The following is a 24,266-nucleotide window of genomic DNA, read 5'->3' on the forward strand; positions in this document are numbered from 1 at the left end:
AGGTTAATTTTTTAACGGGAGAAATGGATGAAGCGCATTTATTTAGACAACGCCGCCACCACGCCAATGGTCTCTGAAGTCATAGAAGCCATGCATGAATGGAATACCCGCTTTTTCGGAAATCCAAGCAGCGTCCATCACTTTGGACAGATCGCCCGGGCGCGGCTGGAAGAGTGCCGGGACATCATCGCTGATTTTCTGGGCGTTCCTTCAAAAAAGTTCTTTTTTACCAGCGGCGGTACAGAAGGCAATAACTGGATTCTGAAAAGCGTGGCCGCGCAATTAACATCCGAAAAAAAACACATTCTGATTTCTGCCCTGGAACATGCGTCTGTTTTCGAAACGGCGCGCTTCCTGAAAAAACAGGGAGCAGATATTGATTTTATTGAACCGGATGGAGAAGGCCTTATCACCGTAGATCAAATCCAGAAAGTTCTTCGCAAAGACACGGCCTTTATTTCCATAATGTACGTCAACAACGAAACGGGGATTATTAATCCTGTTAAAGAAATCGCTGACTTCTGCAAAAAAAACAACATTCAATTTCACTGCGATGCCGTACAGGCGCTGGGTAAAGTCGATTTTGAGTTGCAAGAAATGGATGTTGATTTTTTGACCGTTTCCGCCCATAAAATCCACGGGCCTAAGGCGGTGGGCGCTGTTTACATAAAAGAACCGGCCTTGTTAGAACCTTTTTTACACGGCGGACAACAGGAAGCGGGAACTCGCGCTGGTACGGAAAATGTATCCGGAATTATCGGTTTTGCCCGGGCGGCGCAGTGGATTGCCAGCCGCCGCAGTCAACGTGACAAAGTTAAACAACTCCAGAGCTATTTTGAGGAACGATTGAAAGAACTGTTTAAAAAGGTTGTGGTGATCGGAGGTGACGCGCCGCGAACGCCGTTTATCTCACAGGTGGCCTTTCCCGGAGTCGACAATCAAAATTTACTAATGCGCCTGGATTTAAACGGAATTGCCGTTTCCGTCGGCTCTGCCTGCAGCAGCGGAACTTTAAAGCCTTCGCGTGTGTTACAGAAAATGCATTTAGCGGATGATGTGGTGCGCTCAGCGCTTCGTTTTAGCTTTTCTTATCTAAACAAAATGGAAGAAATTGAAACTACTTTAGAGAACTTGAAAATATTAATAAGTTGACAAATTGATAAGCATCACTGACAAAAGAGTATTAATTTTAGAGTTTAAAATTAGATCAACAATTTTTTTCAATAAAAACTTCAATTAAATAGGGAGGTCTGCCATGAGGTTATTTCGTATGAGTTTATTTTTAGTATTAATCGGAGGACTTGTTCTTTTTTCATGTTCAGAGGACAAAAAGGATGACGGCACCAATGCCACAGATACGCCGCCGGAAGGTGTTTCCATCACAGAGATAGAGGTTCCGCCTGCCTTGCTGCAATCCACAAATCAGTATGCTCAGATGGCCGTTGGCACCATTAACTTTGTGAATTCCTTTAAAGGTTATGTAGGTTTTTTTAATCCTAATGTCGGACTCCAGAGCGATACGGACGGTCCGCCATGGGTCTACACCTGGTCTGACGGAGGTTTAACCATAACGCTAACCATTACCATTGAAGATAATCAGTACCACTGGGTACTAACCTTCAACGGTACGGATGGCGAGATGCAATACAATAACTTTGTTATGTATGAAGCCTGGCAGAATCTGGACGGGACTTACGGAAAACTGGTTGTGTACGATCCCGAGTATCAAAACATCAGCTCAGAATGGACCTGGGTGCAGGATGATCAGGGCGTGATCACGGTTACCTTTATCAATCATTATGACCAAAGTAAAATAATTGTTACGCAAAATCAGGATTTATCCGGCACGCTGGAAGTGTATGAAAATAACATTTTGACCATGAAAATAAGCTGGAATGCAGATGGCTCGGGCAACTGGTGGACTTATGATGATGATGGCACTCTAACCGGTTCTGGTAGCTGGACATAAACTTTTAAGGGGCGCAAGCCCCTTTTTTAATACTTCTTTCAAACAGCTGGCGCTACACATCGTGTTAAAGTTTTCAAGCAGCCACAATGGATTATTGGTTAATTAGTTGAATAGGTGAATGGTTGAATAGTCGCCGGCCTGTCATTACAAATTTGTTTCTGCAATGCGGTGAATTCTTACCACCGTTTATGTAGGGGCGTAGGATTTCCAAGAACAATTTAGCGCTGGTAAGCATTAACTTTAGTCATATAAAAAAAGCGCTCTGGATAAAGTAGGGATGGAAATCCTTCGCCCTTACAATTACTTAAATTCCTGCGGAATTTTTTTTGGCTGCGGCTTTGCTGTACTAGAATTAAAAATTATCACGCGGAGCGGGAGGCTGTGCCCGAATTATCACGCGGAGCGGGAGGCTGCGCCCGAATAGTAGATTGCCGATTTGCTTAACTTTGCTCTCAAAATAATTTGTTTAATCTTTTTCTGCGATGATTGGGTAATCTGTGAAAAAATTGCTTTGCGCGCGTTGCGGTTTATCTTGGTTGCGGCTCTGCCGCTTTATTTCTCGGAGGCCTTACTCACCAGACCAATCCCTGCAAAAATTATAACCATACCAGCGATTAACTGCCAGGATATCTGTTCGTCGCGAATGAGCCAGCCCCAGAACAAAGCCAGGGGCGGCGTTACAAAGGTTATTAAAGACATCAACACGGCAGAAGTCGTTTTGAGTAACCAGAAATAGAGAACAAAGGCCAATGCCGTGCCCAGTAAGGCAAGGTAAAGCAAAGAAAGAATGGCATTTAAATCGTAGGTTGCCGTTTGTCCCGACTCGGTGGCCAGATGCAATAAAAAGAGGGTAAGCGCTGCGTACAATATGGGAAAGGTGTTCAAAGTTACCGGGTGGAATTTTGCCCGGGCTTTTTTCCCCACAATAGTGCCCAGCGCCGAAAAAGCGGGGCTGATAAGAACCGCTATCATGCCGTAGATTCCATAGGGATGCGTGATATTAAGCTGGTCATGAAAAATGATGACAACGCCCAAAAAACCGGTTAAAATCCCCAGCATCTTTTTTAAGGTGATGTCCTCCGAAGGCAGAAGTTTAATGGAAAACAGAGCTACATAAAAAGGCATTACGGCAAATAAAACCGAAGCCAATCCGGAATTAATGTATTGTTCGCCCCAGTAAACCAGCGCATAGCCGCCGGTAAAGTTGATTACGCTAAACCACAGAAAAAAGAGATGGGTTTTTAAATCCCGCGGAATCGGATGGTCCATTTTAATGGAATAAATAAACAAGGGGACAAAAGCGATTAAAAAACGCCAGCCGGCCGATAAAAAAGGCGGTAGCGATTCCAGGCCGATTTTTATGGCCAGCCAGGTGGAACTCCAGATAATGGAAAGAAGAACAACCACCAGAATGGCAATAAGTTTTGTTGAACGCATCCGAAACAATTCCTTTTGTTTTTAAAGCTCTGGAAAATACAGAAAGAACGACAAAAACACAACTCCCACTCTTTAAACCATGGCATTTTCCAGGCCGGAGTCGCGCACAAAAAGGCACGAAGCATTAACCAGCTCTGGCGCCTGGCGCATAAAATCGAACGGCAGATGGTCGGCCAGACCAAAAATGTTGATATCAGCCGTTGGCGCCTGGGCCAGCGCCTCTTTGAATTTGCCTTCCAGCACGTAATACTCAGTCATGGAAGGCAGGCGCGCCCGGTCGGACAATTTTTCCAGAAAATGGAGCAGTTGCTGTTTTTTGGCGGGGTCTTCCGTGGCGGTAATTAAATTCAACTTTCCGCCCCAGTTCAATTGCAATTGCAGCGAAATCAAGATCGCCAGATGCCAGTTGGGGCTCTGGTCGCGCAGCCAGAGATTGATGTTTTGCTGCAGGCCAAAAGCAATGCGCGGATGCTGACGCAAGATCAGCAATCCGAGTTCGTGTTCACGCGCATAACGTGAAAGTGTTTCTATTACCGCATCTTTTTCTTTATGGTTGCCCAGCGTTAAAAACAACGTATTCGGGCGGATGGAGTAGGCCTTAAGGGTTTGAATGACCAGTAACGCGCCGTGTAAAAAATCGTCGTCCTGAATGGCCGTGGTATGAACCAGCGCCTGCTGACGCTCAAAGGGCTCGAATAATTTTTTTAATTCTTCCCCCGTAGCTTTAACATCGTGGGGCGTAACGGTAAACGCAAAAATACTACCCGCCGGATTGACCACATTTTTAATAAACAACAACGGCCCGGACCATACTCTGGGATCGTCAATGGGCAGGAGCAGATCTGGCTTCCAGGAAACCTGATCCCGCGGAAAGCGCTGGGCAATTTGCGCCGCTCGCTCGGCCAGCATCAAAAACATGCCGCCTCTGATGTCGCCCCACTCGGCGCGTAAGCCCCGTTTGCCCAGCCAGCCGTAAAGAACCACAATGGCGCTGATAGCTACCGCGCTGAAAACGGGATTAATCAAAAACATGACAAATACACTGCCCACCGCGCCGATGAAGGGCACAAATGAAGGAACTTTAAAGGTGGGCCGAAAGCTAATGATGCGCATTTTTTGTTGAATGAAAACCACCAGATTGATCATGCCATAGGTAATCAAAAAGAACATGGTGATTAAAGAGGCCAGGGCGTTTAATTCGCCCATTAAAAGCGCCAGTTCAACTAAAATGGCGGTAAAAATAAAGGCGTTCAGCGGTTCATTGGTTTGGCTTTTTTTGGCGAAGAATTTGTGAAACGGAACGGTTTTATGCTCGGCCAGGGCCTGCAAAATACGCGGCGCGCCCAGCAGGCTGCCAAGCGCCGAAGAAAAGGTGGCCGCCAGAATTCCCATCAACACCAGAAAGCCCCAGCGCGCATGATCGACCATTACCATTTGATTGGTGCGCAGCTCTTCAGCCGGTATATGGTGGGCCGCCGTGTAGGCCAGCGCCAGATAGATCAGCATGGTTACGCCAATAGCGCTTAACGTGCCCAGCGGTATGGCCTTGCGCGGATTTTTCAAATCCCCGGAAAGGTTGGCGCCGGCCATAATGCCCGTTGCAGCCGGAAAGAAGACCGAAAAAACATACCAGAAATTTCCATCTTCAAAATTGCCAATTAAAGGCACGCTGTTTTGCGTTGGCGTTGGCGTTAAAAAAAACGAAAGCAACGAAAGGCCGATAATACCCAGAATTAAATACTGGGTTTTAATGGCAAAATGCGTACTGACCGAAATGATCCCCAGCAAAACGAGCCAGGTGAGAGTAGAAATTAAAATTGGATTGTGCGTGGGAAAGATGCGCAGCCAGCCCTCTGTAAAACCAACGATGTACAGCGCCACCGAGAGCATCTGCGAAATGTAAAACGGAATGCCAATGCTGCCGCCCGCTTCCAGGCCCAGCGATTTGGCAATGATGGAATATGCGCCGCCGGCGCCGATTTTAATGTTGGTGGTGATGGAAGACATGGACAGCGCGGTACAGGTGGTAATGGTTTTGGAAAGTAAAATAATGACCACTGCGCCTAAAAGCCCGGCATTACCAACCACCCATCCCAATCGCAGGTACATAATTACACCCAGGATGGTCAAAACATCCGGGGTGAAAACGCCGCCAAAAACGCCCAGCTTTTGCGGCCTGTTTGGCCGTTGCGCTTTTAGTCTGTCCAGAATCTTTGCAAAATCTATCTTAAAATCCATATAGTAAATCTCGCTCTATTCCACCTTTTTTCCTAAAAATCGAATAATTAAAATTATTAAAATTAAACCAATAAACAAACTCAACCACGGGCTGGCGCCATAGCCAATTAATAAATAACCGGCAATCAAAGAGATCAAAGCGCTGATCAGGGCGTACGGTAGTTGGGTGCGTACATGATCCACATGATCCGCGCCGGTAGCCATAGAAGACATGATGGTGGTGTCGGAAATGGGAGAGCAATGATCGCCAAAGGTTGCGCCCGCCAGAATGGAGGCAATGGAACTTAAAAAAATATGGTCCTGCAAAAGAGGGCTGATGGTGGGGTCGAGTTTAGGCAGCTGGTAAGCCATGGGAATCACAATCGGAATGAGAATGGCCATGGTGCCCCACGAAGTTCCTGTGGAAAGAGCAATAATGCCGGCGGAAATAAAAGCAATCACCGGGATTAAATGAGGCGAAAGAAAATCTCTGGTTAAATAGATGACATAATTGGCCGTTTGCAGATCGGTGCAAATATTGCCAATGGCCCAGGCCAGCGTCAAAATAATGGCGGCCATCACCATGGCTTTTACTCCGCCCACCCAGGCCTGCAACGTTTGATCCAGATTCAAAATACGCTGCACAAGTGCCAGGACAATGGCCACAATCCCGCCGGAAAAAGAAGCCCACATCAAAACAGAGAAGGAGTCGGCGCTGCCAACCACCAGGCTCACATAACGCAGGCCAGACATGTTTTCGCTGAGCAGCCCCTGGGCGCTGGCGTTGTAATAGCCGGTAAACCACAGGCCTGACAGGGTGGTTATGATGACTACCAGAATGGGAATAAGGGCATTGTACCAGCGCAAAGGCACGCCCTCTTTGGGCTTCAGCTCGCTGTTTTCAAGATCGGCCAGGGGAACCGCCCCCTCCCGCAAAACGGTGCCTTTGGTTACGCATCGTTTTTCTGCCCGGTACATGGAAAACAGGTCGCGGTTAAAAAAAGCAATGAAAAAGCCAAACATAAGGCTAAAAATGGGATAAAAATTGTAAGGGATGGTTTTAATGAAAACAATGTAAGCGTTCAAATCCAGGTTCAGCGTTTGAAACGAATCGTTCATCAAACTGAGCTGGTAACCGATCCAGGTGGAAATGATGGCCATTGTGGCCACGGGCGCCGCGGTCGAATCGACCAGGTAAGATAACTTTTCGCGGCTGATTTTCAAGCGATCGGTCAATGGGCGCATGGTATTGCCAACAATGAGCGTATTGGCGTAATCATCAAAAAAAATAAGCACGCCCATCAGCCAGGTGGCCAGCTGTCCCTTGCGCCGGTTAGAGGCAAAACGCCTTAAGCTGTGCACAATGCCCATGGTTCCGCCGGAACGCGAGATTACGCCCACCATGCCGCCCAGCGCCAGGCTAAAGATCAAAATAGCCATCCGCTCCGGATCGGTCGGCGCCTTGCCAATGTATTCGGTCAATGTATTTAAAAAACCGCTAAATGGATTGTAGTCAAACAAAAAAGTTACGCCCAACCAGATGCCAAAAAATAAAGAAATAATCACCTGTCGAAATAACATGGCAAAAACAATGGCCACAAAAGGCGGCAAAATACTAAGCCAGTTGGGAATGACTTTTAATTCCGTTTGCCAGTTTAAGTTTTTAGCAACCAGCCGGTAATGACCGGATTGCGGAAAGGAAACAGCGGGCAAAATGATCTTTTGCGTTGCAGAATCGAGTTTGGCGTTTAGCGGAACACGGGTGTTTGCCGTTTCCAGATAAATTTCTGAAAGCGAGGAGGAATCTGCCCCTGCAAGGCTCAAAATCAAATCATACTTTAAATGACTGAGGTAAACAACCTTTTTATTTTCCAGAGTGGGGGATTGGCCGAAAAGCAGATTCAAATTCAAAATTAAAAAAAGAATCAAAAAAATACGGAAAAAACGCATGCTACTCCCTCATTACATCTAAAGATAAAGCGTTCAACAAAATCTATAGCTAAAGCAGCCAAACCGCAACCTAAAACTGCGTTAAATTATTTTTGCTCTGCGCTGAGTGGCCTCACTATGCCCCACATTAACTTGATTTGCAAATTTTGAGCCTTTAAATTGTTAATTTAAGGGGATAAAGAATATGATTCCAAGAATAATTATCTGGATATTGGTTGGTTCGTTATTTTTAGCGGCTCAGCAGGAACCCACAGTCAGAAAATTAAAGACCAGGTATGGTTTTACGGTCGATCGATTAAAACCGATTACCTATCAATTATTTGTTCACCGCACCGCCGAATGGAAACCGATCATCTACCTGGCAGTAGATGTTCAACATGATATTCTTTCTTTTGTAAAAACGAAGGACGGCTATGTGAGTAAATTCCGCGTCAGTGTGGCCATTCGCGACGATAAGGGTAATTTAACCAACAAAAACTCGTGGGACGAACAGGCCCTTTTGAAGGACTTCGAAGACACCAACTCCAAAGTGCAATTTCAATACCGCCTGTACAAGCTTAAAGTTTTTGACGCTGATTGGTTAGGAAAACGTTCCGGTCAGTTTCAGCTCTACCTGGCAGTTAACGATCTGGTCGCCAACAATGTTTACTCTTTTAAACACAAGTTTACCATCGATAGCTTGGAGAAAAAGTGGGCCAGCACCGAAATCGCCTTTTTGAAACAAAGGGCAGACAGCGCGCGCTTTCCGCTGATGGGGCGGGACAAAGTTCTGCGCTTTAGCAAACCTGCCTGGGCATTTGTCCGTTTAAAGAACCCCGATGAACAAAAATTGACGTTTAATCTTCGCATCTATCAGGAGGAAAAGCAGGGCCATAAGCTGTTTTATCAACAATTTTTAGAGGTTGAGGGGCAAAATGGGCTGTTCGATTTACAGGCGCCGCTGCCCATGGATTCTCTGGACGAAGGCAGCTACCTGTTGCGCATAAGCTGTAAAGAGTGGCATAAGGAGCGTAAGTTCAAAGTATTCTGGTTTGAAAAACCCACCTATCTTTACCGCTACGATCTGGCCATTCGTCCCATGCGTTTAATTCTGGATAAAAAAACGTATAAATACGCGCGCAGCCTGAGTTACGATGAGCTGGAAAAGTGGTTCAAACAATACTGGAAAAAACGCGACCCGTCTAAAGGCACCGTTTACAACGAAATCATGGCCGAATTTTTCAGGCGCGTTGAGATTGCAAACAAACGTTATTCCAATCGCCATCGTGAAGGCTGGGAAACCGACCGCGGGCGCATCTATATTCTTTACGGCGAGCCTAAAGAGATTGACGACCACCGTTATGCCACAGAAACCAAGCCCTATCAAATTTGGGTATATTCAGATAGCTTACAATTTATGTTTGTAGATAAAAACCTGGATGGAGAATTTGAATTGGTTAACGAAGAAAAGTGAGGACGCGAATGGATTTTAATAAAGTAAGAGTTGCCGTAATTGGCGTTGGACACCTGGGAAGCATTCATGCCAAATTGTACACACAAATACCGGAAGCCGAGTTGGTTGGCGTTTTTGACATCGATCGGCAAACCTGCGAACGCGTGGCCGGCGAATTAGACGTTAAGGCCTTTGAATCGCTGGAAAGCCTGTGGCCCGCTGTAGATGCGGTGAATATTGTTACGCCCACCACCACCCATTTTAATATTGCCATGGAGGCTTTACAAAACAATAAACATGTTTTTATCGAAAAACCAGTAACCGATAAAATCTTCCAGGCCTACGATTTAAAGAAGTTTGCCGAGCACAAGGGATTAAAGATTCAGATCGGGCATATCGAACGATTTAACCCGGCCGTGCTTGCCCTGACCGATGTGCAAATTAATCCGCTGTTTATCGAAACGCATCGTCTGGCTACATTTAAGCCAAGAGGCACGGACGTGGCCGTTGTGCTGGACTTAATGATTCACGACATCGATCTGGTGCTGAAATTTGTAAAAAGCGAGCCGACCAGAATCAGCGCCAACGGCGTGGGCGTTGTTTCCAGCAATATTGATATTGCCAACGCCCGCATCGAATTTAAAAACGGCTGCGTGGCCAATTTAACGGCCAGCCGAATTTCCGCCAAAAAGATGCGTAAAATGCGCATCTTCCAGAAAGACGCTTACATTTCCATGGATTTTAACGAGGGCTATTCCGAAATTTTTTACCTGGAAAACGAAGAACACCCGATCTTTGAAAACGGAACCCTTGCTCTTTCGCTGGGCGAACTGGAACTGGGAGAATTAAGGCGCGAAATCAAGTACAACCGCCTGAAAAGAGATGATGTTAATCCTTTACAGCTGGAGCTCATCAGTTTTATTGACGCCGTAAAGAACAATCTGGAACCTGCGATTACCATTCAGGACGGGATCAATGCGCTTGGTCTGGCCCAGAAGGTGATGAAAGAAATAAACAGGCATCAAAAATACCTCAGTCGCCAGATGGGGCTTGCCATTCATCAATCCGCAGTAAAAAATGCAGAGGAATAAACGTATTCATTATCCATAAAGTTGATTCGCGCAAATAAGGAGTTGTTATGAGCGTTTACGATTCAGATGCTGAAAAAATCCGCCCGTTAATCATTGGTTGTGAGCAAAAAGTGCCAACCCTTTCCGGCGAAATGAAACCGTACATTAACTTTGACAATGCGGCCAGTACGCCGAGTTTTAAGCCCGTGCTGGAGGCGATTAATCAGTTTATGCCCTGGTATTCAAGCATTCACCGTGGCGCCGGCTTTAAATCGCAGTTAAGCACCCTGGTTTACGATAAAACGCGCGAAATTGTGCTGCAGTACTGCAAGGCCGAGCCCCAATTCCATACCGTGGTTTACGGCAAAAACACCACCGAACTGGTCAACAAAGTGTCTAAAAGATTAATGACTGCCGACGATGAGTTTGTACTAACCACACGCATGGAGCACCATTCCAACGACCTGCCCTGGCGCTATCATCAAAAGGCGCTTTTTGTGGAGGTGGACGAAAAAGGGCGCCTGGACCTGGAAGATTTACGCCGCAAGCTAAAAGCCTACAAAGGCAAGATTAAACTGCTGGCCATGACCGGCGCTTCTAATGTTACCGGTTATATTAATCCCATCTATCAGGCGGCGCAGATGGCTCATGAGTATGGCGCGCAAATTTTAGTGGATGCCGCCCAGCTGGCGCCGCATCGTCCGCTGGATATGAAGGCGCAGGACGATCCGCAGCACATCGATTTTCTCGTCTTTTCAGGGCACAAAATTTACGCCCCTTTTGGGCAGGGCGCATTGATTGCCGATATCGCCTTTTTAGAGCAGGGCATGCCCGATCAGGTAGGAGGCGGAGTCATCGATATTGTGGATAACGATTATGCCTACTGGACTTCGCCGCCGGATAAAGACGAAGCAGGAACGCCCAATGTGGTGGGCGCCCTGGCGCTGGCCAGAGCTTTGCAGGTTTTTCAGGAAATCGGGCTGGACGTTATTGTGGAACACGAAAAAGAACTCACCAGATACGCGCTGCAAAAAATGAAGGAGATTCCCGGCATCACCATTTACGGCTCCGACGACCCGCAGGAGGTGGACGACAGATTGGGCGTTATTACCTTTAACCTGGACGGTTATTATCATGCCTTTGTTTCGGCTGTTTTAACTTATGAACATGCTATTGGCGTGCGCAACGGCTGTTTTTGCGCTCATCCCTATTTAAAACGCCTGCTAAAGGTTACGCCCGAGCAAAACGCCGCTTTTGAACAACGACTGAAAGAGGGCGACCACAGCGACATTCCGGGCGCTATTCGCATGAGTTTCGGCATCTACAACACTAAGCAAGAAATAGATCGCTTTATTCAGGCGTTGAAGGATATCAAAAACAACAAAATCGCCGGCCTTTACCGGCAAAATAAAGCGACCGGAGAATTCCATCCGGAAAACTATCGTTTTAGTTTTAAAGGCTATTTTGAGCTCTAATTAAACGATCGGTCTAATCCATGACAGAAAAGTTTTACTATCACAATCCATACACTGCCAAAATCGTAGCTACTGTACTGGATGTGCGGGAAAAAGACGGCGAACGCTGGGTATTAACAGACCAAACCGTTTTTTATCCGGGAGGCGGCGGCCAGCTACCCGATCGAGGCCTTATCGAAAAACAGACGGTAACGGATGTCAAAGAAAAGAACGGCAAAATATGGCATAAATTGCAAAAAGACGCCTCCCAATTTGTACCAGGCCAGAAGGTTACCATGGAAATTGACTGGCCCTATCGCTTTTATCAAATGCAGCAGCACACCGGCCAGCACCTTCTTTCTGCCGTTCTGGAAAGGGCTGGCTGGCCAACGGTTTCTGTGCATCTCGGAGAGGCCCATACGCTGATCGAAGTGGAAGGACGCCTGCCGGAAACGGCTGAACTGCACAATCTGGAAAAGCAGGCGCAAACCATGATTGCCCGCGCGCTTGCGGTGAAAACACACTGGGTAACGGCTGATGACATGGACCGTTTTCCCTTGCGCCGGCCGCCAGCAAAATTTGATAACTTACGCGTGGTGGAAATTGAACATCTGGATTACTCAGCCTGCGGCGGCACTCATTTGCAAAACACGGCGGAAATCGGTCTGATTAAAATTGTGGGCTGCGAAAAGATCCGGGGGCGGGCGCGAATTAAAGCGCTGATCGGAGAGCGGGCTTTTGAGTACATGGAGCAACTGCACCAGACCAGTGTGCTGCTGCGGGAAAAATTAAACACCGATCACCTGCAATTTAATGAACGGGTGGCGCAGCTTCAGGAAGAGTTACACTATCTAAAGCGTTTAAAAAAATTCTATCAACAATATTTTGTCAATTTTACCAGCAGAGAACTGGCCGAATCGACGAACAACGCGCTGGTGGTTTTTAAGATGGAACAGGGCGAACAAGACGATGCCGCGGCCATTGCCAAAAAGCTCAGTCAAACCTATCACAAAGTGGCTTTAATTCAGTTTGACCGGCGTTTTTTTCTCACTTCGCCTTCGGCCGAACGGTTTGACACCATTAAGTTTATCAAAGAAAACGCCGAACATCTGGAAATAAGAGGCGGGGGGCCGCAGGGCTATTGCCAGGGCGTGATGAAACGAAATAACTTGAATCAAATTGCAGAAACGGTTAATATGGCCTTGAAATCAATTTAAGAATTTTAGGAGGAGTAATTTTCAATGAGTGGCATTAAAGGGATTGTTTTACTGGGTCGCTTAAATTATGTGGAAGAAAATTTTGACAAAGACGGATTGAAAAATCTATTAGATAAATTGAATGTGGGTAAAGAAAGTCCGCTCTTTCAGCCCATCATCATTTCTAAAGATTATCCGGAAAATTTACTGACGGAAATCGATGAGATTTTGCTTAAACACTTTTTCAATAATGATCTGCAAAAATTTTACCAATTGGGCGTGTGGCATGCTCAGCACATTATGTCCACCTATTTTCAGGTTTATATTGATGAGCAAAGTCCGGGCGGCTTTTTAAACCAGATGGTTCGCCTGCGCCCCTATCTGGTTGGCCTGGGTGAACTGAGCGTCAGCGAAATCGATCCCCATGAATTTTACCTGTTAATCAATTACGGACAGAAATACCCGGAATCGGTCAGGTTGAGCGAACTGGGATTTATTGAAGAAGGTTTGCGTTTATGCGGCGCTAAAGATGTTAAATCTAAAATTGAAGAGAAAGACGATATTTCCGTAGAGTACAAGTTGAATTGGAAATAAAAGATGGGGCCCGTAACTGTCATCAACGGTGATATTAAAGCTTCGCGCAAGATGCAGCGCATGGAACGCTACGAATGGCAGTTATTCATGAAATCGACTATCGTTCAGCTCAACGAGCAATATTCCGAATTAATCGAAGCGCCGTTTATGATTACCAAAGGCGATGAGTTCCAGGGCGTAATCCGGCGCATGAGCGATGTGGACCGGATCATCTGTAAAATTGAGCAGTTAATTTATCCGCTGCAAGTTCGTTTTGGCGTGGGCTACGGGAATATTCACAAAATGGGCAGCAAAATACCCATCGAAATGGACGGGCCGGCTTTTCATCGGGCGTCGGAAGCATTGAACACGGCCAAGCAGAAAAAGCGCTTTGTATGGTTCAGCACGGGCGATGATAGATTCGATCTGGCGGCCAATACGATTTATCTGCTCATTTTTGCCATTAAATCCAAATGGCGCAAAAATAGTTTTACGCGCTACTGGAAATACAAAGAAATGGGCACATACGAACGGGTGGCCAGTAGCGAAGGCGTAAGCGCCCAGGCCGTTTGGGATACCCTGCATCAGGCGCGGGCCATCGAGGTAATAGAAGCAGAAAAGGCCATCGAAGCATTGTTAAAGCAAAGAGAGAATTTTTATTTGCTGTAAAATCGATTCATCATCCTGATGGTACCCACCAGCAGCGTCAGCCCAAACAGCACAATCAACGGATTAACATGTCCTTTCCATTCGTAAAAAGAAAACTTCTCCGTAATATCAATATTGACGAGCACAACGCCGATCAGATTGTAAATACCGTGGATGACGATGGCAGGGAAAACCGAATCGGTTCGCCAGGCCACAAAGCCGATCAACACGCCGATTACAAAAATCTGGATGGCCCAGTAGGGATTTTGATGAATCAGGGTCCAGGCGATGGAAGTGAGCAGCACGGCCCTGGTCACATCGCCTTTTTTTTCCAGCGAAATTTGCAAAAATCCGCGAAACAGAAATTCTTCGGCCACGGCGGCAATAAGCACGGCGCCAAGCAGTACCTGCAACCATTCCGCGCTGCTTTGCACGCGCAGGGGCTGCAACATTTCGGCCAGCCATTCCGGCGCCGGAACAATCAACTGGACAATGCGATCCAGCTCGTCTCCGATGATCGTTAGGCCAATGGCGTTTACAACGCTCAGGTACATTATTTCTGCAGGAACGGGCTTTAATCTGAAAACTTGCACAATGTCAAATTTACGGATTCGGGCATAGATCAAAGGCACCACCAGAAACACCAGCCCGCCAAATATGTAAATGGAACGGGAATTTTCAATCATCTCAATAGGTTCTTTGGCGCCAGAAATCGCACCCACCGCAACGACCATTAATACCAGGAAAAAGAAAGAGGCCAGTACAACAATAAGCGCCTCCACAGGTTCCGGATAGCTTCTGACTTCTTTATTGTCATTATTATTCATGTTTGCCTGCTCCTTTAAAATCCAGGGAACTGATTAAGGTAAAGTGGTACAAAAAAATAGTTCCGGCCATGGCCAGGTTTAAGGATTCGCCTTTGCCCGGCCTTTTAATATTCACCTGCCAGTCGCTCAGCGTTAAAATCCGCTTCGAAAGTCCATGAGCTTCGCTTCCCAGGGCCAAAATCCGCTTTGTCCGGCTGTTGAGCGTAAAGGTGGTCAGCTCCTGTCCTGTGTGCGCCGAGGCGGCAATCAGTCGATAACGGCCTGCTTTTTTAAGTTGTTCCAGCTCGGCGGCGCCAACGTTTTCATAAATTTGAAGGTGAGCAATCGTTCCGGCGCTGGCGCGGACGGTTTTGGGCGCATAGGGATCGACCGAATTTTTGCTTAATAGGATTGCCTGCCAGCCAAACCAGGCTGCGCTGCGCATCAGCGTGCCCAGATTTCCCGGATCGTTGATCTCTTCCAGATAAAGAAGCGCCTGCGGAAGACGTCGGACATCCAGAGAAAAATGCGGCTTTTTAACGACCAGCGCAATGCCCTGCGGCGTTTTTTCTTCGACCAGCTGTCTGAATTCATCGCCAGAAAGCGTCAAAACTTCTTTGTCAATCGTACGCGGGAGTTCATTCATTAAATGCAACTGGGCCTCGTCGATGAGCACGGATTCTATGGCGATTTCCGCGGCGCTTAACGCTTCTTGCACGGCCCGCAGTCCGCTGACAACGTACAATCCATGTTCCTGGCGGTACTTCTTTTTTTGCAGCTGGCGAAAGAATTTCAATCTATTTTTACTGATCTTTTTAATCATTATTCACGACTGTCCGTTAACAACAAACTTTCTTTGGAGTAACGACGCCAGATGTCTTCGCGAGCGACCATCCCCAGATAACGCATGGTTTGGGTTGATTCGACCACCGGCAACAGTTCCGAGTCGTCAATCTCCATTTTTTGCAGGGCTTCTTCCAGGGTGCTATCCTGTTCAAGGACAAATACATTTTCGCTCATAATGTCGATGGCTAAAAGCAAGGGGGCGATGTCGCGGTCGAACAAGACCGGCCGGATTTCGCGCAGAGAAATGGTGCCAACCACCTTCTGATCTTTGTTGAGCACCGGAATGGTGTTGTAATGGGTTTTCATGAAGAGATTTAAAACCTCTTCAAAAGGCGTATATTCGTAAACCACGGGCACATCGGTGGTAATCAGGCTGGTAATACGATGGGAGCGTAAAATGTCAAGATTTTTGCCCGCTTCGGTTCGGTGCGAAAAATGGGATATTTTCATGGTGTAAATGGATTCTCTTTCGATGGCGCGCGCCACAATAACGGAGGTAACGGTGCCCAGCATCAGGGGCAAAATGATATCGTAATCGCCGGTAATTTCAAAGATCATCAGCAGCGCCGTTAACGGAGCATGAATGGTACCGGAGACGAGAACGCCCATTCCAACCAGGGCATAAGCCCCCGGCGGCGCGGTCACTCCCGGAAACAGCATATTAACCACCGTGCCAAACAGGGCGCCAAACATAGCCCCGATAAAAAGGGAAGGCGTAAACAACCCGCCCGTTCCTCCGGAGCCCAGGGTGAATGATGTGGCCAGAATTTTGGCCACAATCAGGATGGCGATAATGGAGATTTCTGTGTAACCCATAAGGGCGGTATGGGTAGCAGAATCGTCAAAGCCGTATAACTCCGGAAATTTGTAAGCAATAATACCGGTCAACAATCCGCCGATGGCCGGCTTCACCCAGCCTGGCACGGTAAGATTGTCTTCGAAAAAGTCTTCGATGCCGTAAAGGGTTTTGATAAAGATGACGGCTAAAATACCACCTAACAGCCCCATCAGCAAATACAGCGGGTACTCTGCGGGGCTTTGCAGCGAGTATTGAGGGATCATAAACACCGGGCTGGAACCGATCAGGGCGCGGGAAAGCGTGGTAGAGATGACCGAAGAAATCACAATAGGCGAAAAGACGCCCAGGCGGTAATCGCCCAGAATGATTTCGATGGCGAAAAGCACGCCGGCCACTGGCGCGTTGAACACCGCGGCCAGGCCGCCGGCCGCGCCGCAGCCCACCAGAATTTTTAACCGTCGCTGCGAAACACGAAACAATTGGCCGATGCTGGAACCAATGGCCGCGCCGATCTGCACAATAGGGCCTTCTTTACCGGCCGATCCGCCAGAGCCAATGGTCATGCCGGAATTAATGGAAGTTAAAATGGTCACCCGTTTGCGAATGTAGCCGCCCTTGTTAGCCACGGCGTCCATTACGCTGGGAATACCGTGCCCTTTAACCTCCGGCGAAAATTTGTAGGCGATAATACCGACCATCAGCCCGCCCAGCGCCGGATAAAGAATGCGCAAAAAATTGGATGTCTGATCTGTAAACACCGCAAAACCAAGGTGCTCAAAAAGAAAGAAATGAACGCCGTTGACGATGATGTTCAGGAAATAGGCGCCAAAGCCGGTCAATACGCCGACCACTGCCGCCAGCACAAGCAGATACAGATCGGTAGGGGCATTGAGTTTGTACAGGGCGCGCAGCCCCTTTATCTGCCAGCGTCTGAAAAGGCGTTCCCACCTTTTTTGCGAGCGGATGTGAAATTTTGGTCTGTCAGGCATTCCTTGTTCCACCGGTGGTTAATTTAATCTTGTTTTGTTTGCCGTTTTAAAAAATCGACGATTTCGTCAAAAGGTACAGAGATTTGCTCTCCACGATCCATTAACTTTACGCTGAATTCTTTGCGCTGCAATTCATCCTCGCCCACCAGCAGTACAAAACGTGCGCGCTGGCGGTTAGCTTCGCGCATCTGGGCTTTGATGCTGCGGCCCAAAAGGTCTGTTTCTGCAGAAAGGCCGGACAGACGAATTTGTTTTAACCAGCGGGGCGCCTGGCTTTTAGCCTGATCGCCGAGCGCCACAATAAAAACGTCCAGGCGGGGCGGTTCTTGCAATACAATGCCTTCCTGTTCCATGGCTATTAACAGGCGTTCCATGCCAGCGGCAAAGCCAACAGCCGGCGTATCGGGACCTTCCAGCTCGCTGGCCAGCAGATCGTAGCGTCCCCCGCCGCAAATGGCATTCTGGGCGCCAAGCACGTCGCTGGTAATTTCGAAAACCGTGCGCGTGTAATAATCCAGCCCACGCACCAGATAAGGATCTTCTGTAAAAGGAATTTCGAGAAGCTTTAGCGTTTCTTTAACGCGCGCATAATGTGCGTCGCACGCTTCGCAAAGATGCTCGTTTAATTTGGGCGCCTGTTGATTTAACTGTTGACAGGTTGGATTTTTACAATCCAGCACGCGTAAGGGGTTTTCTTCGTACCGACGTTGACAGTCTTCGCAATACTCGGCCAGATGAGGGCGCATGTACTCTTTTAACGTCTCTTTATAAGGAGCGCGGCATTGAGGATCGCCCACCGAATTAATTCGAAGGTTGATGTTTTTGAGCCCGACCAATTGGAATGTACTCATCGCCAGGTCGATGATCTCCACGTCGGCCAAAGGATCGGCCGAGCCCAGGGTTTCTGCGCCAAACTGGTGAAACTGGCGCAAGCGGCCGGCCTGCGGATTTTCCTGACGAAAAAGGGGCGCGATGTAAAAAACTTTATTGACGGGCGCCCGGGCGTACAGTTTATTTTCGATGTAAGCGCGCATGATGGGCGCGGTCATTTCCGGCTTTAAGGTTAACTGTTTTTTGCCGCGATCAAGAAAGGTGTACATCTCTTTGGAAACGATATCCGTCAACTGGCCGATTCCGCGGGCAAACAACTGGGTTTGTTCAAAAATGGGTGTGCGTAATTCATGGAAGTTGTAAAGCGTCATTGTTTTTCGGATTAAATTTTCCAGCGCAATCCATTGCGGCGTTGCTTCCGGCAAAATATCCTGGGTGCCTTTAATACGTTTTATCATTGCTAAGTAGTTCTCCGTAAATTATTTAGATTTAAAATTGAATTAAAGCCCTAAAGATAATATAAAATTCTGGATTAAACAACTTTACAAACGGGGGATGCCGAAACAGGCTATTGTGTGGAATGTCCTTTAACTGGCGAGGCTGCTGTGGGCAGAAGCACAAAATAGAGCTGCTGCCTTTGGCCGGGTTTTACCTCAATTTGCCTGGTTATTGGCTTGAAGCCGTTTTGTTCGAGATGCAAACGGTAAAGACCGGTTAACAGGGAATCGATCTTTAATGGCGTTTGACCGATTACGCTATCGTTAAGGCTGACGGTAGCCGCGGAAGGAGAGGAAAAGATGCGTAACTCGGCCCGGCCGATGTTTTCAAATGCAGGCAACGCTATGCTGGTTTTTTGACCGGGCGCCACGGAAAAAAAGATATGGAACCACTGATAGGTTTTTAAATTTTGAAGCATTAAACGGTGTTCGCCGCGCAGGATATTGTCAATTTGAATGCGGCTTCCTGCTTTCATCAAGTGTCGTTTATCATCCAGTACCAGGCGGTATTGGGCGGGATCTGTTTTGATTTCCAGCGCGCCGAGATGAATACGCGAGAGATAGCCGGGGAAAAAGTAAAACGTACTTAATATCAAAAGGCCGATGAAGATTCGGGCAAGATGCCACTTTGTTCTGGAAGAGTGCCTGATAAAATCCAGAATGATTGTCTGCGTACTGGTCGGAGCGGTTTTGTTCAGTTGATTTAAAAAACGCGAAAGAATTTTTTTGCGTCGATTGCGGATTTGCCACGGTAAGGCGCGCTCCAGATCGTTGATTAATTCTGTGGCAGATTGATAGCGTCTGGCGGGGCTGTGCTGCAAACATTTTTTGATAATCCGCCTGAGCTTACGAGGGATGGCGGGGTTGATGCGTTCCGGGGCAAGGTATTTTCCGCGAACGATTTTATTCAAAACTTCGCTTTGATTGTTGCCGTCAAACGGTTTTAAACCGGTTACCATTTCGTAGAGCAAAACGCCAAGGGAGAAGAGATCGCTTTGAGCCGTCAGGGCGTCGCCGTTGGCCTGTTCCGGCGACATGTAGGCCGGCGTTCCCACGATCATACCGGTCAGGGTTAGACGCGTGGAAAGATCGTCGCGCGCAATGCCAAAATCGATGATCTTTACGTTTCCGTCATACGATAACAGGATGTTGGACGGTTTGATATCGCGGTGAATGATATTGCGCGTGTGCGTGTATTCCAGACCGCGGGCAATGCCCAGGGCGATGAGCATGGCAATATTCGCGGAAATCGGCGCCAGGTGTTCAATAATCGTTTGCAAGTCTTCGCCGTCCACGTGTTCCATTACCAGGTAGTAATTGCGGTTGGAGTAAATAAAGTCGTAGATGGCCACCAGATTTTCATGATGGAAAGAGGCGCTGAGCAGGGCTTCTTTTTTAAATCGTTTGATGATTTCGCGGTTGGGGTCTTTTAACTTTTTAATGACGACAGAACGACGGAGCGAAGGCTGAATGGCTTTAAAGATATATGCCATCCCGCCTTCGCCGATTTTTTGCACAATTTTATATGCGCCTATATATTCTGCATGTTCTGCCATGAAATTAGTTCTGATAATATGAATTTAAAATTGATGGATTCCTTTGACCAGGTCGAGCGGAAGGCTCATAAAAATGCCATTACCAGGCTCGTCAAAGCTGCCAATCATCCGCTCAAGCGTTTGAAGAATTAGTTCAACTTTGTCGTCTTCAACGGCGGTTAAGATGGTTTTGTTGCCTGGTCGGCTCTCCTGCAGCAGATTACGGAATCCGGCAAAGATGGGAATGTCGTGCGCCAGAATGCGTCCCATCCCAACACTGTCAATTACCGTGGCGCCGGAAATGCCCAATTCGACAAAGGCCTCCAGCACTTCGTTTAAATATTCTTCTTTATTTAAAACAAAAATCACTAATTTCATGTTTTAGCGCCGCAAAGAAAGTTATTCCAGTTCAAAGTAATAACTTTCTTCTTCTTTCAATAATTCATGGGCTTCTTCCGGCGAAGAACATTCCATCAATTGTTCGCGCAGTTCTTCGTTGCTCATCAGGCGCGAAATACGGCTGAGTAATTTAATATGTAAACTGGGATTATTTTCCGGGCCTACCAGTAAAAACACCAGATGTACCTTTTTCTTGTCGATAGAATCAAAATCTACGCCTTCCGGATGAACGCCCATGGCAACGGCGAAGTTTGGACAGGAACTGTGCTTGCAGTGAGGAATGGCAATTCCGTTACCAACGCCGGTGGTCATCAGTTTTTCGCGCTCAAGAATGGCTTCAAAGGCCTTGGCAGGATCGGCAATAAGGCCCTCTTTCTCGATAGCCCCAATTAGTTCTTTGATACACTCGTCACGCGTTTTGCATTTTAAAGGGATTAAAATATGTTTTTCCGTAAGTAAATCGGTAAGTTGCATTTTACCTCCTTATTATTAATTTGTATTAATTTAGGGAATTTATTTATTGATGCCAAAAGAATTGTATGGGCAGAGTGGGGCAGGGAGGCAAAAAATTGTATTTTTTTTTGAAAGAGGGGATTTACACAGTACACAGTACACAGTAGGCAGTAAGCAGTACACAGTACACAGTAAGCAGTAGGCAGTAGGCAGAAGAGGCTCGTTTGACCTCAAACAAAAAGCGGCCGTCCCTTAAAAAAGAGGACGACCGCCGTTTGTAGGAGAACGTAAAATTTTACGTCATTTCCCGATGGCTCATTTACTGGCTTTTAACATCCAGATCGCCTTTTCCAGCCATTCCACATTACCGTCGGCCAGATTTGCCGTTGTCGTGTCATTCAGCTCTGCCGCCGCGCTGGAAATTTCTTTAAAATCCTTTAACAGAACGTCAAAGTCAGCCAGCAAGCCGTCAATCACCTCTTCCGCCGTGAAATCCGTTTTTGCGCTTTCGTCAAGCGTTGCTTTTTCCAGGTAATCTTTCATGGTTACCAGCGGCTTTTTACCCAGTTGAAGAATACGCTCGGCAATGGCGTCGTATTGTTCGGTCATGTAATTGTAGTAGCCTTCGGTTAATTCGTGCAGGCCAAAAAACTGCTTTCCTTTAACGTTCCAGTGGTAATTGTGCAGTTTTACGTAAAGGACCTGTAAGTTAGAGAGTGTACGTTGTAAGTTTGCGATTAATAGTTCCTGATTCATTTCGAATCTCCTTTCATTTATTATTTGTTCTATTTATTTGAAATCTGTTTCTGAACGGGGCATCGACCCCGATCTTCATCCGCAGGAGCCAGTCGGTCGCCTGCGGATTTTAGCAAATTCAGCTATTTTTAGTATTTAAAATTTTTTCGTAATCCATATTCATACGCTCCGGCTTACCACCAGGCAACGTCAAAGCGATCGAGATTCATAACCTTGTTCCAGGCCTTAACAAAATCGTGTACGAACTTTTCCTGATTGTCGTCCTGAGCGTAAAACTCGGCGATAGCCCGCAGCTGGGCGTTGGAGCCGAAAATCAGATCCACACGCGTTCCCGTCCATTTTGCCTGGCCCGTCTTGCGATCGGAACCCTCGAACAGGTCTTCCGAAAGAGGCTTCCATTCGATTCCCAGATCGAGCAGATTAACGAAGAAATCGTTCGTTAAAGTTCCCGGGCGATTGGTAAATATTCCATGTGTGGATTGAGCGAAGTTGGCGCCCAGGGCGCGCATCCCGCCAACAAGAACCGTCATTTCGGGAGCGGTCAGGGTTAAAAGCTGAGCCTGATCTAAAAGGGCTTCTTCGGCCCGCACCTGGTGGTCGGTTTTCAGGTAGTTGCGAAAACCATCGGCCAGCGGTTCCAGGTAAGAAAACGATTCCACGTCGGTCTGCTCCTGAGTGGCGTCGGTGCGGCCGGGCGTAAACGGCACCTGCACGTCAAATCCGGCCTGTTTTGCCGCTTTTTCGACGGCGGCCGCGCCCCCCAGCACAATCAGGTCGGCCAGCGAAACACGCTTATTGCCCGATTGAGCCTTGTTAAATTTTGTCTGGATGCTTTGCAGAATGTTTAACACCTTTGCCAGCTGCCGGGGTTGATTGACTTCCCAATCCTTTTGCGGAGCCAGGCGAATGCGCGCGCCATTGGCGCCGCCGCGTTTATCGGAAGCGCGGAAGGTGGCAGCCGATGACCAGGCGGTGTAAACCAGTTCGTAAACAGAAAGCCCCGACTCAAGAAGCTGCTTTTTCAGTTCGGCAATGTCTCTTTCGTCAATAAGTTCATGATCCACCGGCGGAAGCGGATCCTGCCAGATCAGTTCTTCTTTAGGCACTTCCGGGCCGAGATAGCGCGATCTGGGGCCCATATCACGATGCGTGAGTTTGAACCAGGCGCGAGCGAAAGCGTCCGCTAAAGCTTCAGGGTCTTTTTGAAAACGACGGGCAATCGGTTCGTAATCCGGGTCCATTCGCAGGGCCAGGTCTGTGGTGAGCATAATCGGCCTGTGTTTTTTGTCAGGATCAAAAGCGTCGGGCACCATGTCTTCCGGATCGGGGTTGACAGCCACCCACTGCCAGGCGCCGCCAGGGCTTTTTTCCAGATTCCATTCGTACTTAAAAAGTAATGTTAAAAAACTGTTATCCCATTTTGTTGGCGTCGGCGTCCATGCGCCTTCCAGACCGCTGGTGATGGTATCGGGGCCCTTACCTGTGCCATAGCTGTTCTTCCATCCCAGGCCCTGTTCTTCCAGCGGAGCCGCTTCGGGTTCGGGGCCCAGATGGGAGGGAGAGGCCGCTCCATGCGCCTTGCCAAAAGTGTGGCCGCCGGCAATCAGGGCCACCGTCTCTTCGTCGTTCATGGCCATACGCCGAAAAGTCTCGCGAATATGTTTAGCCGCTTCCAGCACATTGGGCTCGCCGCCCGGACCTTCCGGATTCACGTAAATCAGACCCATGTGGTCGGCCGCCAGAGGCTTTTCCAGCTTTCCGCCGGGGTGGCGCTCATCGGCCAGCCATTCGCTTTCTGCTCCCCAGTAGATGTCTTCTTGCGGTTCCCAGGCATCCACCCGGCCGCCGCCAAATCCGAAAGTTTTAAAACCCATTAATTCCAGCGCGCAATTGCCGGCCAAAATCATTAAATCGGCCCAGGAAATCTGATTGCCGTATTTTTTCTTGATCGGCCACAGCAAGCGACGCGCCTTGTCCAGGTTGATGTTGTCCGGCCAGCTATTGAGCGGCGCCAGACGCTGACCGCCGCTTGAAGCCCCGCCGCGTCCGTCAAAAACACGATAGGTGCCCGCGCTGTGCCAGGCCATACGAATGAACAACGGACCGTAGTTGCCGTAATCCGCCGGCCACCATTCCTGAGAATCGGTCATCAGCGCGTACAGGTCTTTTTTTAGAGCATTCAAATCCAGTTTTTTGAATTCTTGTGCGTAATTGAAATTTTCTGCCGTTGGCTTAATGATGGCCGCGTTTTGATGCAAAATTTTAAGATTTAGCTGATTCGGCCACCACTTATGCGTTAAATTCCCACCGACAGTGGTGTGCTTGTAACTTCTGCGCATCTCGGGGCGCTTACTTTCGTTACCCATTTTTTGACCCTCCAAAAATTAATACTTGGTGATAAAAATAGTT

At 47.7% G+C, this 24,266-nt stretch carries 20 protein-coding genes; 8 read left to right on the forward strand and 12 right to left on the reverse strand.

The features are described 5' to 3' along the window. Positions 1–27 precede the first annotated feature (27 nt). A complete protein-coding gene (locus Cabys_RS01805; protein ID WP_006928375.1) occupies positions 28–1,152 on the forward strand; it encodes a cysteine desulfurase family protein in 1,125 nt (374 codons plus the stop codon). 103 nt (positions 1,153–1,255) lie between these two features. After that, a complete protein-coding gene (locus Cabys_RS01810; protein WP_006928376.1) occupies positions 1,256–1,969 on the forward strand; it encodes a hypothetical protein in 714 nt (237 codons plus the stop codon). A gap of 552 nt (positions 1,970–2,521) precedes the next feature. On the opposite strand, the gene Cabys_RS01815 is transcribed toward Cabys_RS01810, so the two are convergent. The 3 genes from Cabys_RS01815 to Cabys_RS01825 form a co-directional block, all read right to left on the reverse strand. Beyond that, entirely contained in the window at positions 2,522–3,406 is an 885-nt protein-coding gene (locus Cabys_RS01815; RefSeq protein ID WP_006928377.1) for a DMT family transporter, read from the reverse strand. A gap of 72 nt (positions 3,407–3,478) precedes the next feature. Next, entirely contained in the window at positions 3,479–5,644 is a 2,166-nt protein-coding gene (locus Cabys_RS01820; RefSeq protein ID WP_006928378.1) for an amino acid permease, read from the reverse strand. A gap of 15 nt (positions 5,645–5,659) precedes the next feature. After that, positions 5,660–7,573, reverse strand: a complete 1,914-nt coding sequence (locus Cabys_RS01825; RefSeq protein ID WP_006928379.1) for a Na+/H+ antiporter NhaC family protein — start codon at positions 7,571–7,573, stop codon at positions 5,660–5,662. A gap of 184 nt (positions 7,574–7,757) precedes the next feature. Between Cabys_RS01825 and Cabys_RS01830 the strand changes: the two genes are divergently transcribed. The 6 genes from Cabys_RS01830 to Cabys_RS01855 are packed head-to-tail and all read left to right on the forward strand — an operon-like array spanning position 7,758 to position 13,967. Next, entirely contained in the window at positions 7,758–9,026 is a 1,269-nt protein-coding gene (locus Cabys_RS01830; RefSeq protein WP_006928380.1) for a GWxTD domain-containing protein, read from the forward strand. Between the two features lie 8 nt (positions 9,027–9,034). Next, positions 9,035–10,096: a Gfo/Idh/MocA family protein gene (locus Cabys_RS01835; RefSeq protein ID WP_006928381.1), complete on the forward strand. Its 1,062-nt coding sequence runs from the start codon at positions 9,035–9,037 to the stop codon at positions 10,094–10,096. A gap of 47 nt (positions 10,097–10,143) precedes the next feature. Beyond that, positions 10,144–11,550 carry an aminotransferase class V-fold PLP-dependent enzyme gene (locus Cabys_RS01840; RefSeq protein WP_006928382.1) on the forward strand — a complete coding sequence of 469 codons (1,407 nt, stop codon included), beginning with the start codon at positions 10,144–10,146 and terminating at the stop codon, positions 11,548–11,550. Positions 11,551–11,570: 20 nt separating this feature from the next. Continuing rightward, positions 11,571–12,746 (forward strand): alanyl-tRNA editing protein, encoded by a 1,176-nt coding sequence (locus Cabys_RS01845; RefSeq protein WP_006928383.1) that lies wholly within the window; start codon positions 11,571–11,573, stop codon positions 12,744–12,746. 24 nt (positions 12,747–12,770) lie between these two features. Next, on the forward strand, positions 12,771–13,319 hold the full coding sequence (locus tag Cabys_RS01850; protein WP_006928384.1) for a hypothetical protein: 549 nt from the start codon (positions 12,771–12,773) through the stop codon (positions 13,317–13,319). A 3-nt stretch (positions 13,320–13,322) separates the two neighbouring features. After that, positions 13,323–13,967, forward strand: coding sequence for a SatD family protein (locus tag Cabys_RS01855; RefSeq protein WP_006928387.1), 645 nt, complete (start codon positions 13,323–13,325; stop codon positions 13,965–13,967). Here Cabys_RS01855 and Cabys_RS01860 read toward each other — a convergent pair. The 9 genes from Cabys_RS01860 to katG all read right to left on the reverse strand — a co-directional run bounded on the left by Cabys_RS01860 (position 13,955) and on the right by katG (position 24,223). Next, entirely contained in the window at positions 13,955–14,773 is an 819-nt protein-coding gene (locus Cabys_RS01860; RefSeq protein WP_006928388.1) for a CPBP family intramembrane glutamic endopeptidase, read from the reverse strand. The two genes, Cabys_RS01855 and Cabys_RS01860, sit on opposite strands and share 13 nt — an antisense overlap. Continuing rightward, positions 14,766–15,575: a TrmH family RNA methyltransferase gene (locus Cabys_RS01865; RefSeq protein ID WP_006928389.1), complete on the reverse strand. Its 810-nt coding sequence runs from the start codon at positions 15,573–15,575 to the stop codon at positions 14,766–14,768. Before Cabys_RS01865 ends, Cabys_RS01860 begins: the two co-directional genes overlap by 8 nt. Beyond that, positions 15,575–17,386, reverse strand: a complete 1,812-nt coding sequence (locus tag Cabys_RS01870) for a chloride channel protein (RefSeq protein WP_006928390.1) — start codon at positions 17,384–17,386, stop codon at positions 15,575–15,577. Before Cabys_RS01870 ends, Cabys_RS01865 begins: the two co-directional genes overlap by 1 nt. A 23-nt stretch (positions 17,387–17,409) precedes the next feature. Then, positions 17,410–18,675 (reverse strand): histidine--tRNA ligase, encoded by a 1,266-nt coding sequence (gene hisS, locus Cabys_RS01875; protein WP_006928391.1) that lies wholly within the window; start codon positions 18,673–18,675, stop codon positions 17,410–17,412. 110 nt (positions 18,676–18,785) lie between these two features. Next, the gene (locus Cabys_RS01880; protein WP_006928392.1) at positions 18,786–20,270 is read right to left on the reverse strand and encodes a serine/threonine-protein kinase; all 1,485 of its coding nucleotides are present in this window, start codon (positions 20,268–20,270) and stop codon (positions 18,786–18,788) included. 24 nt (positions 20,271–20,294) lie between these two features. After that, on the reverse strand, positions 20,295–20,627 hold the full coding sequence (locus tag Cabys_RS01885; RefSeq protein WP_006928393.1) for a P-II family nitrogen regulator: 333 nt from the start codon (positions 20,625–20,627) through the stop codon (positions 20,295–20,297). A gap of 21 nt (positions 20,628–20,648) precedes the next feature. Then, positions 20,649–21,122, reverse strand: coding sequence for a PTS sugar transporter subunit IIA (locus Cabys_RS01890; protein ID WP_006928394.1), 474 nt, complete (start codon positions 21,120–21,122; stop codon positions 20,649–20,651). A gap of 294 nt (positions 21,123–21,416) precedes the next feature. Next, the gene (locus tag Cabys_RS01895) at positions 21,417–21,857 is read right to left on the reverse strand and encodes a Dps family protein (protein ID WP_006928396.1); all 441 of its coding nucleotides are present in this window, start codon (positions 21,855–21,857) and stop codon (positions 21,417–21,419) included. 173 nt (positions 21,858–22,030) lie between these two features. After that, entirely contained in the window at positions 22,031–24,223 is a 2,193-nt protein-coding gene (gene katG / locus Cabys_RS01900) for a catalase/peroxidase HPI (protein ID WP_006928397.1), read from the reverse strand. Positions 24,224–24,266 lie beyond the last annotated feature (43 nt).

Source organism: Caldithrix abyssi DSM 13497 (assembly GCF_001886815.1).
Classification (GTDB): Bacteria; Calditrichota; Calditrichia; order Calditrichales; family Calditrichaceae; genus Caldithrix; species Caldithrix abyssi.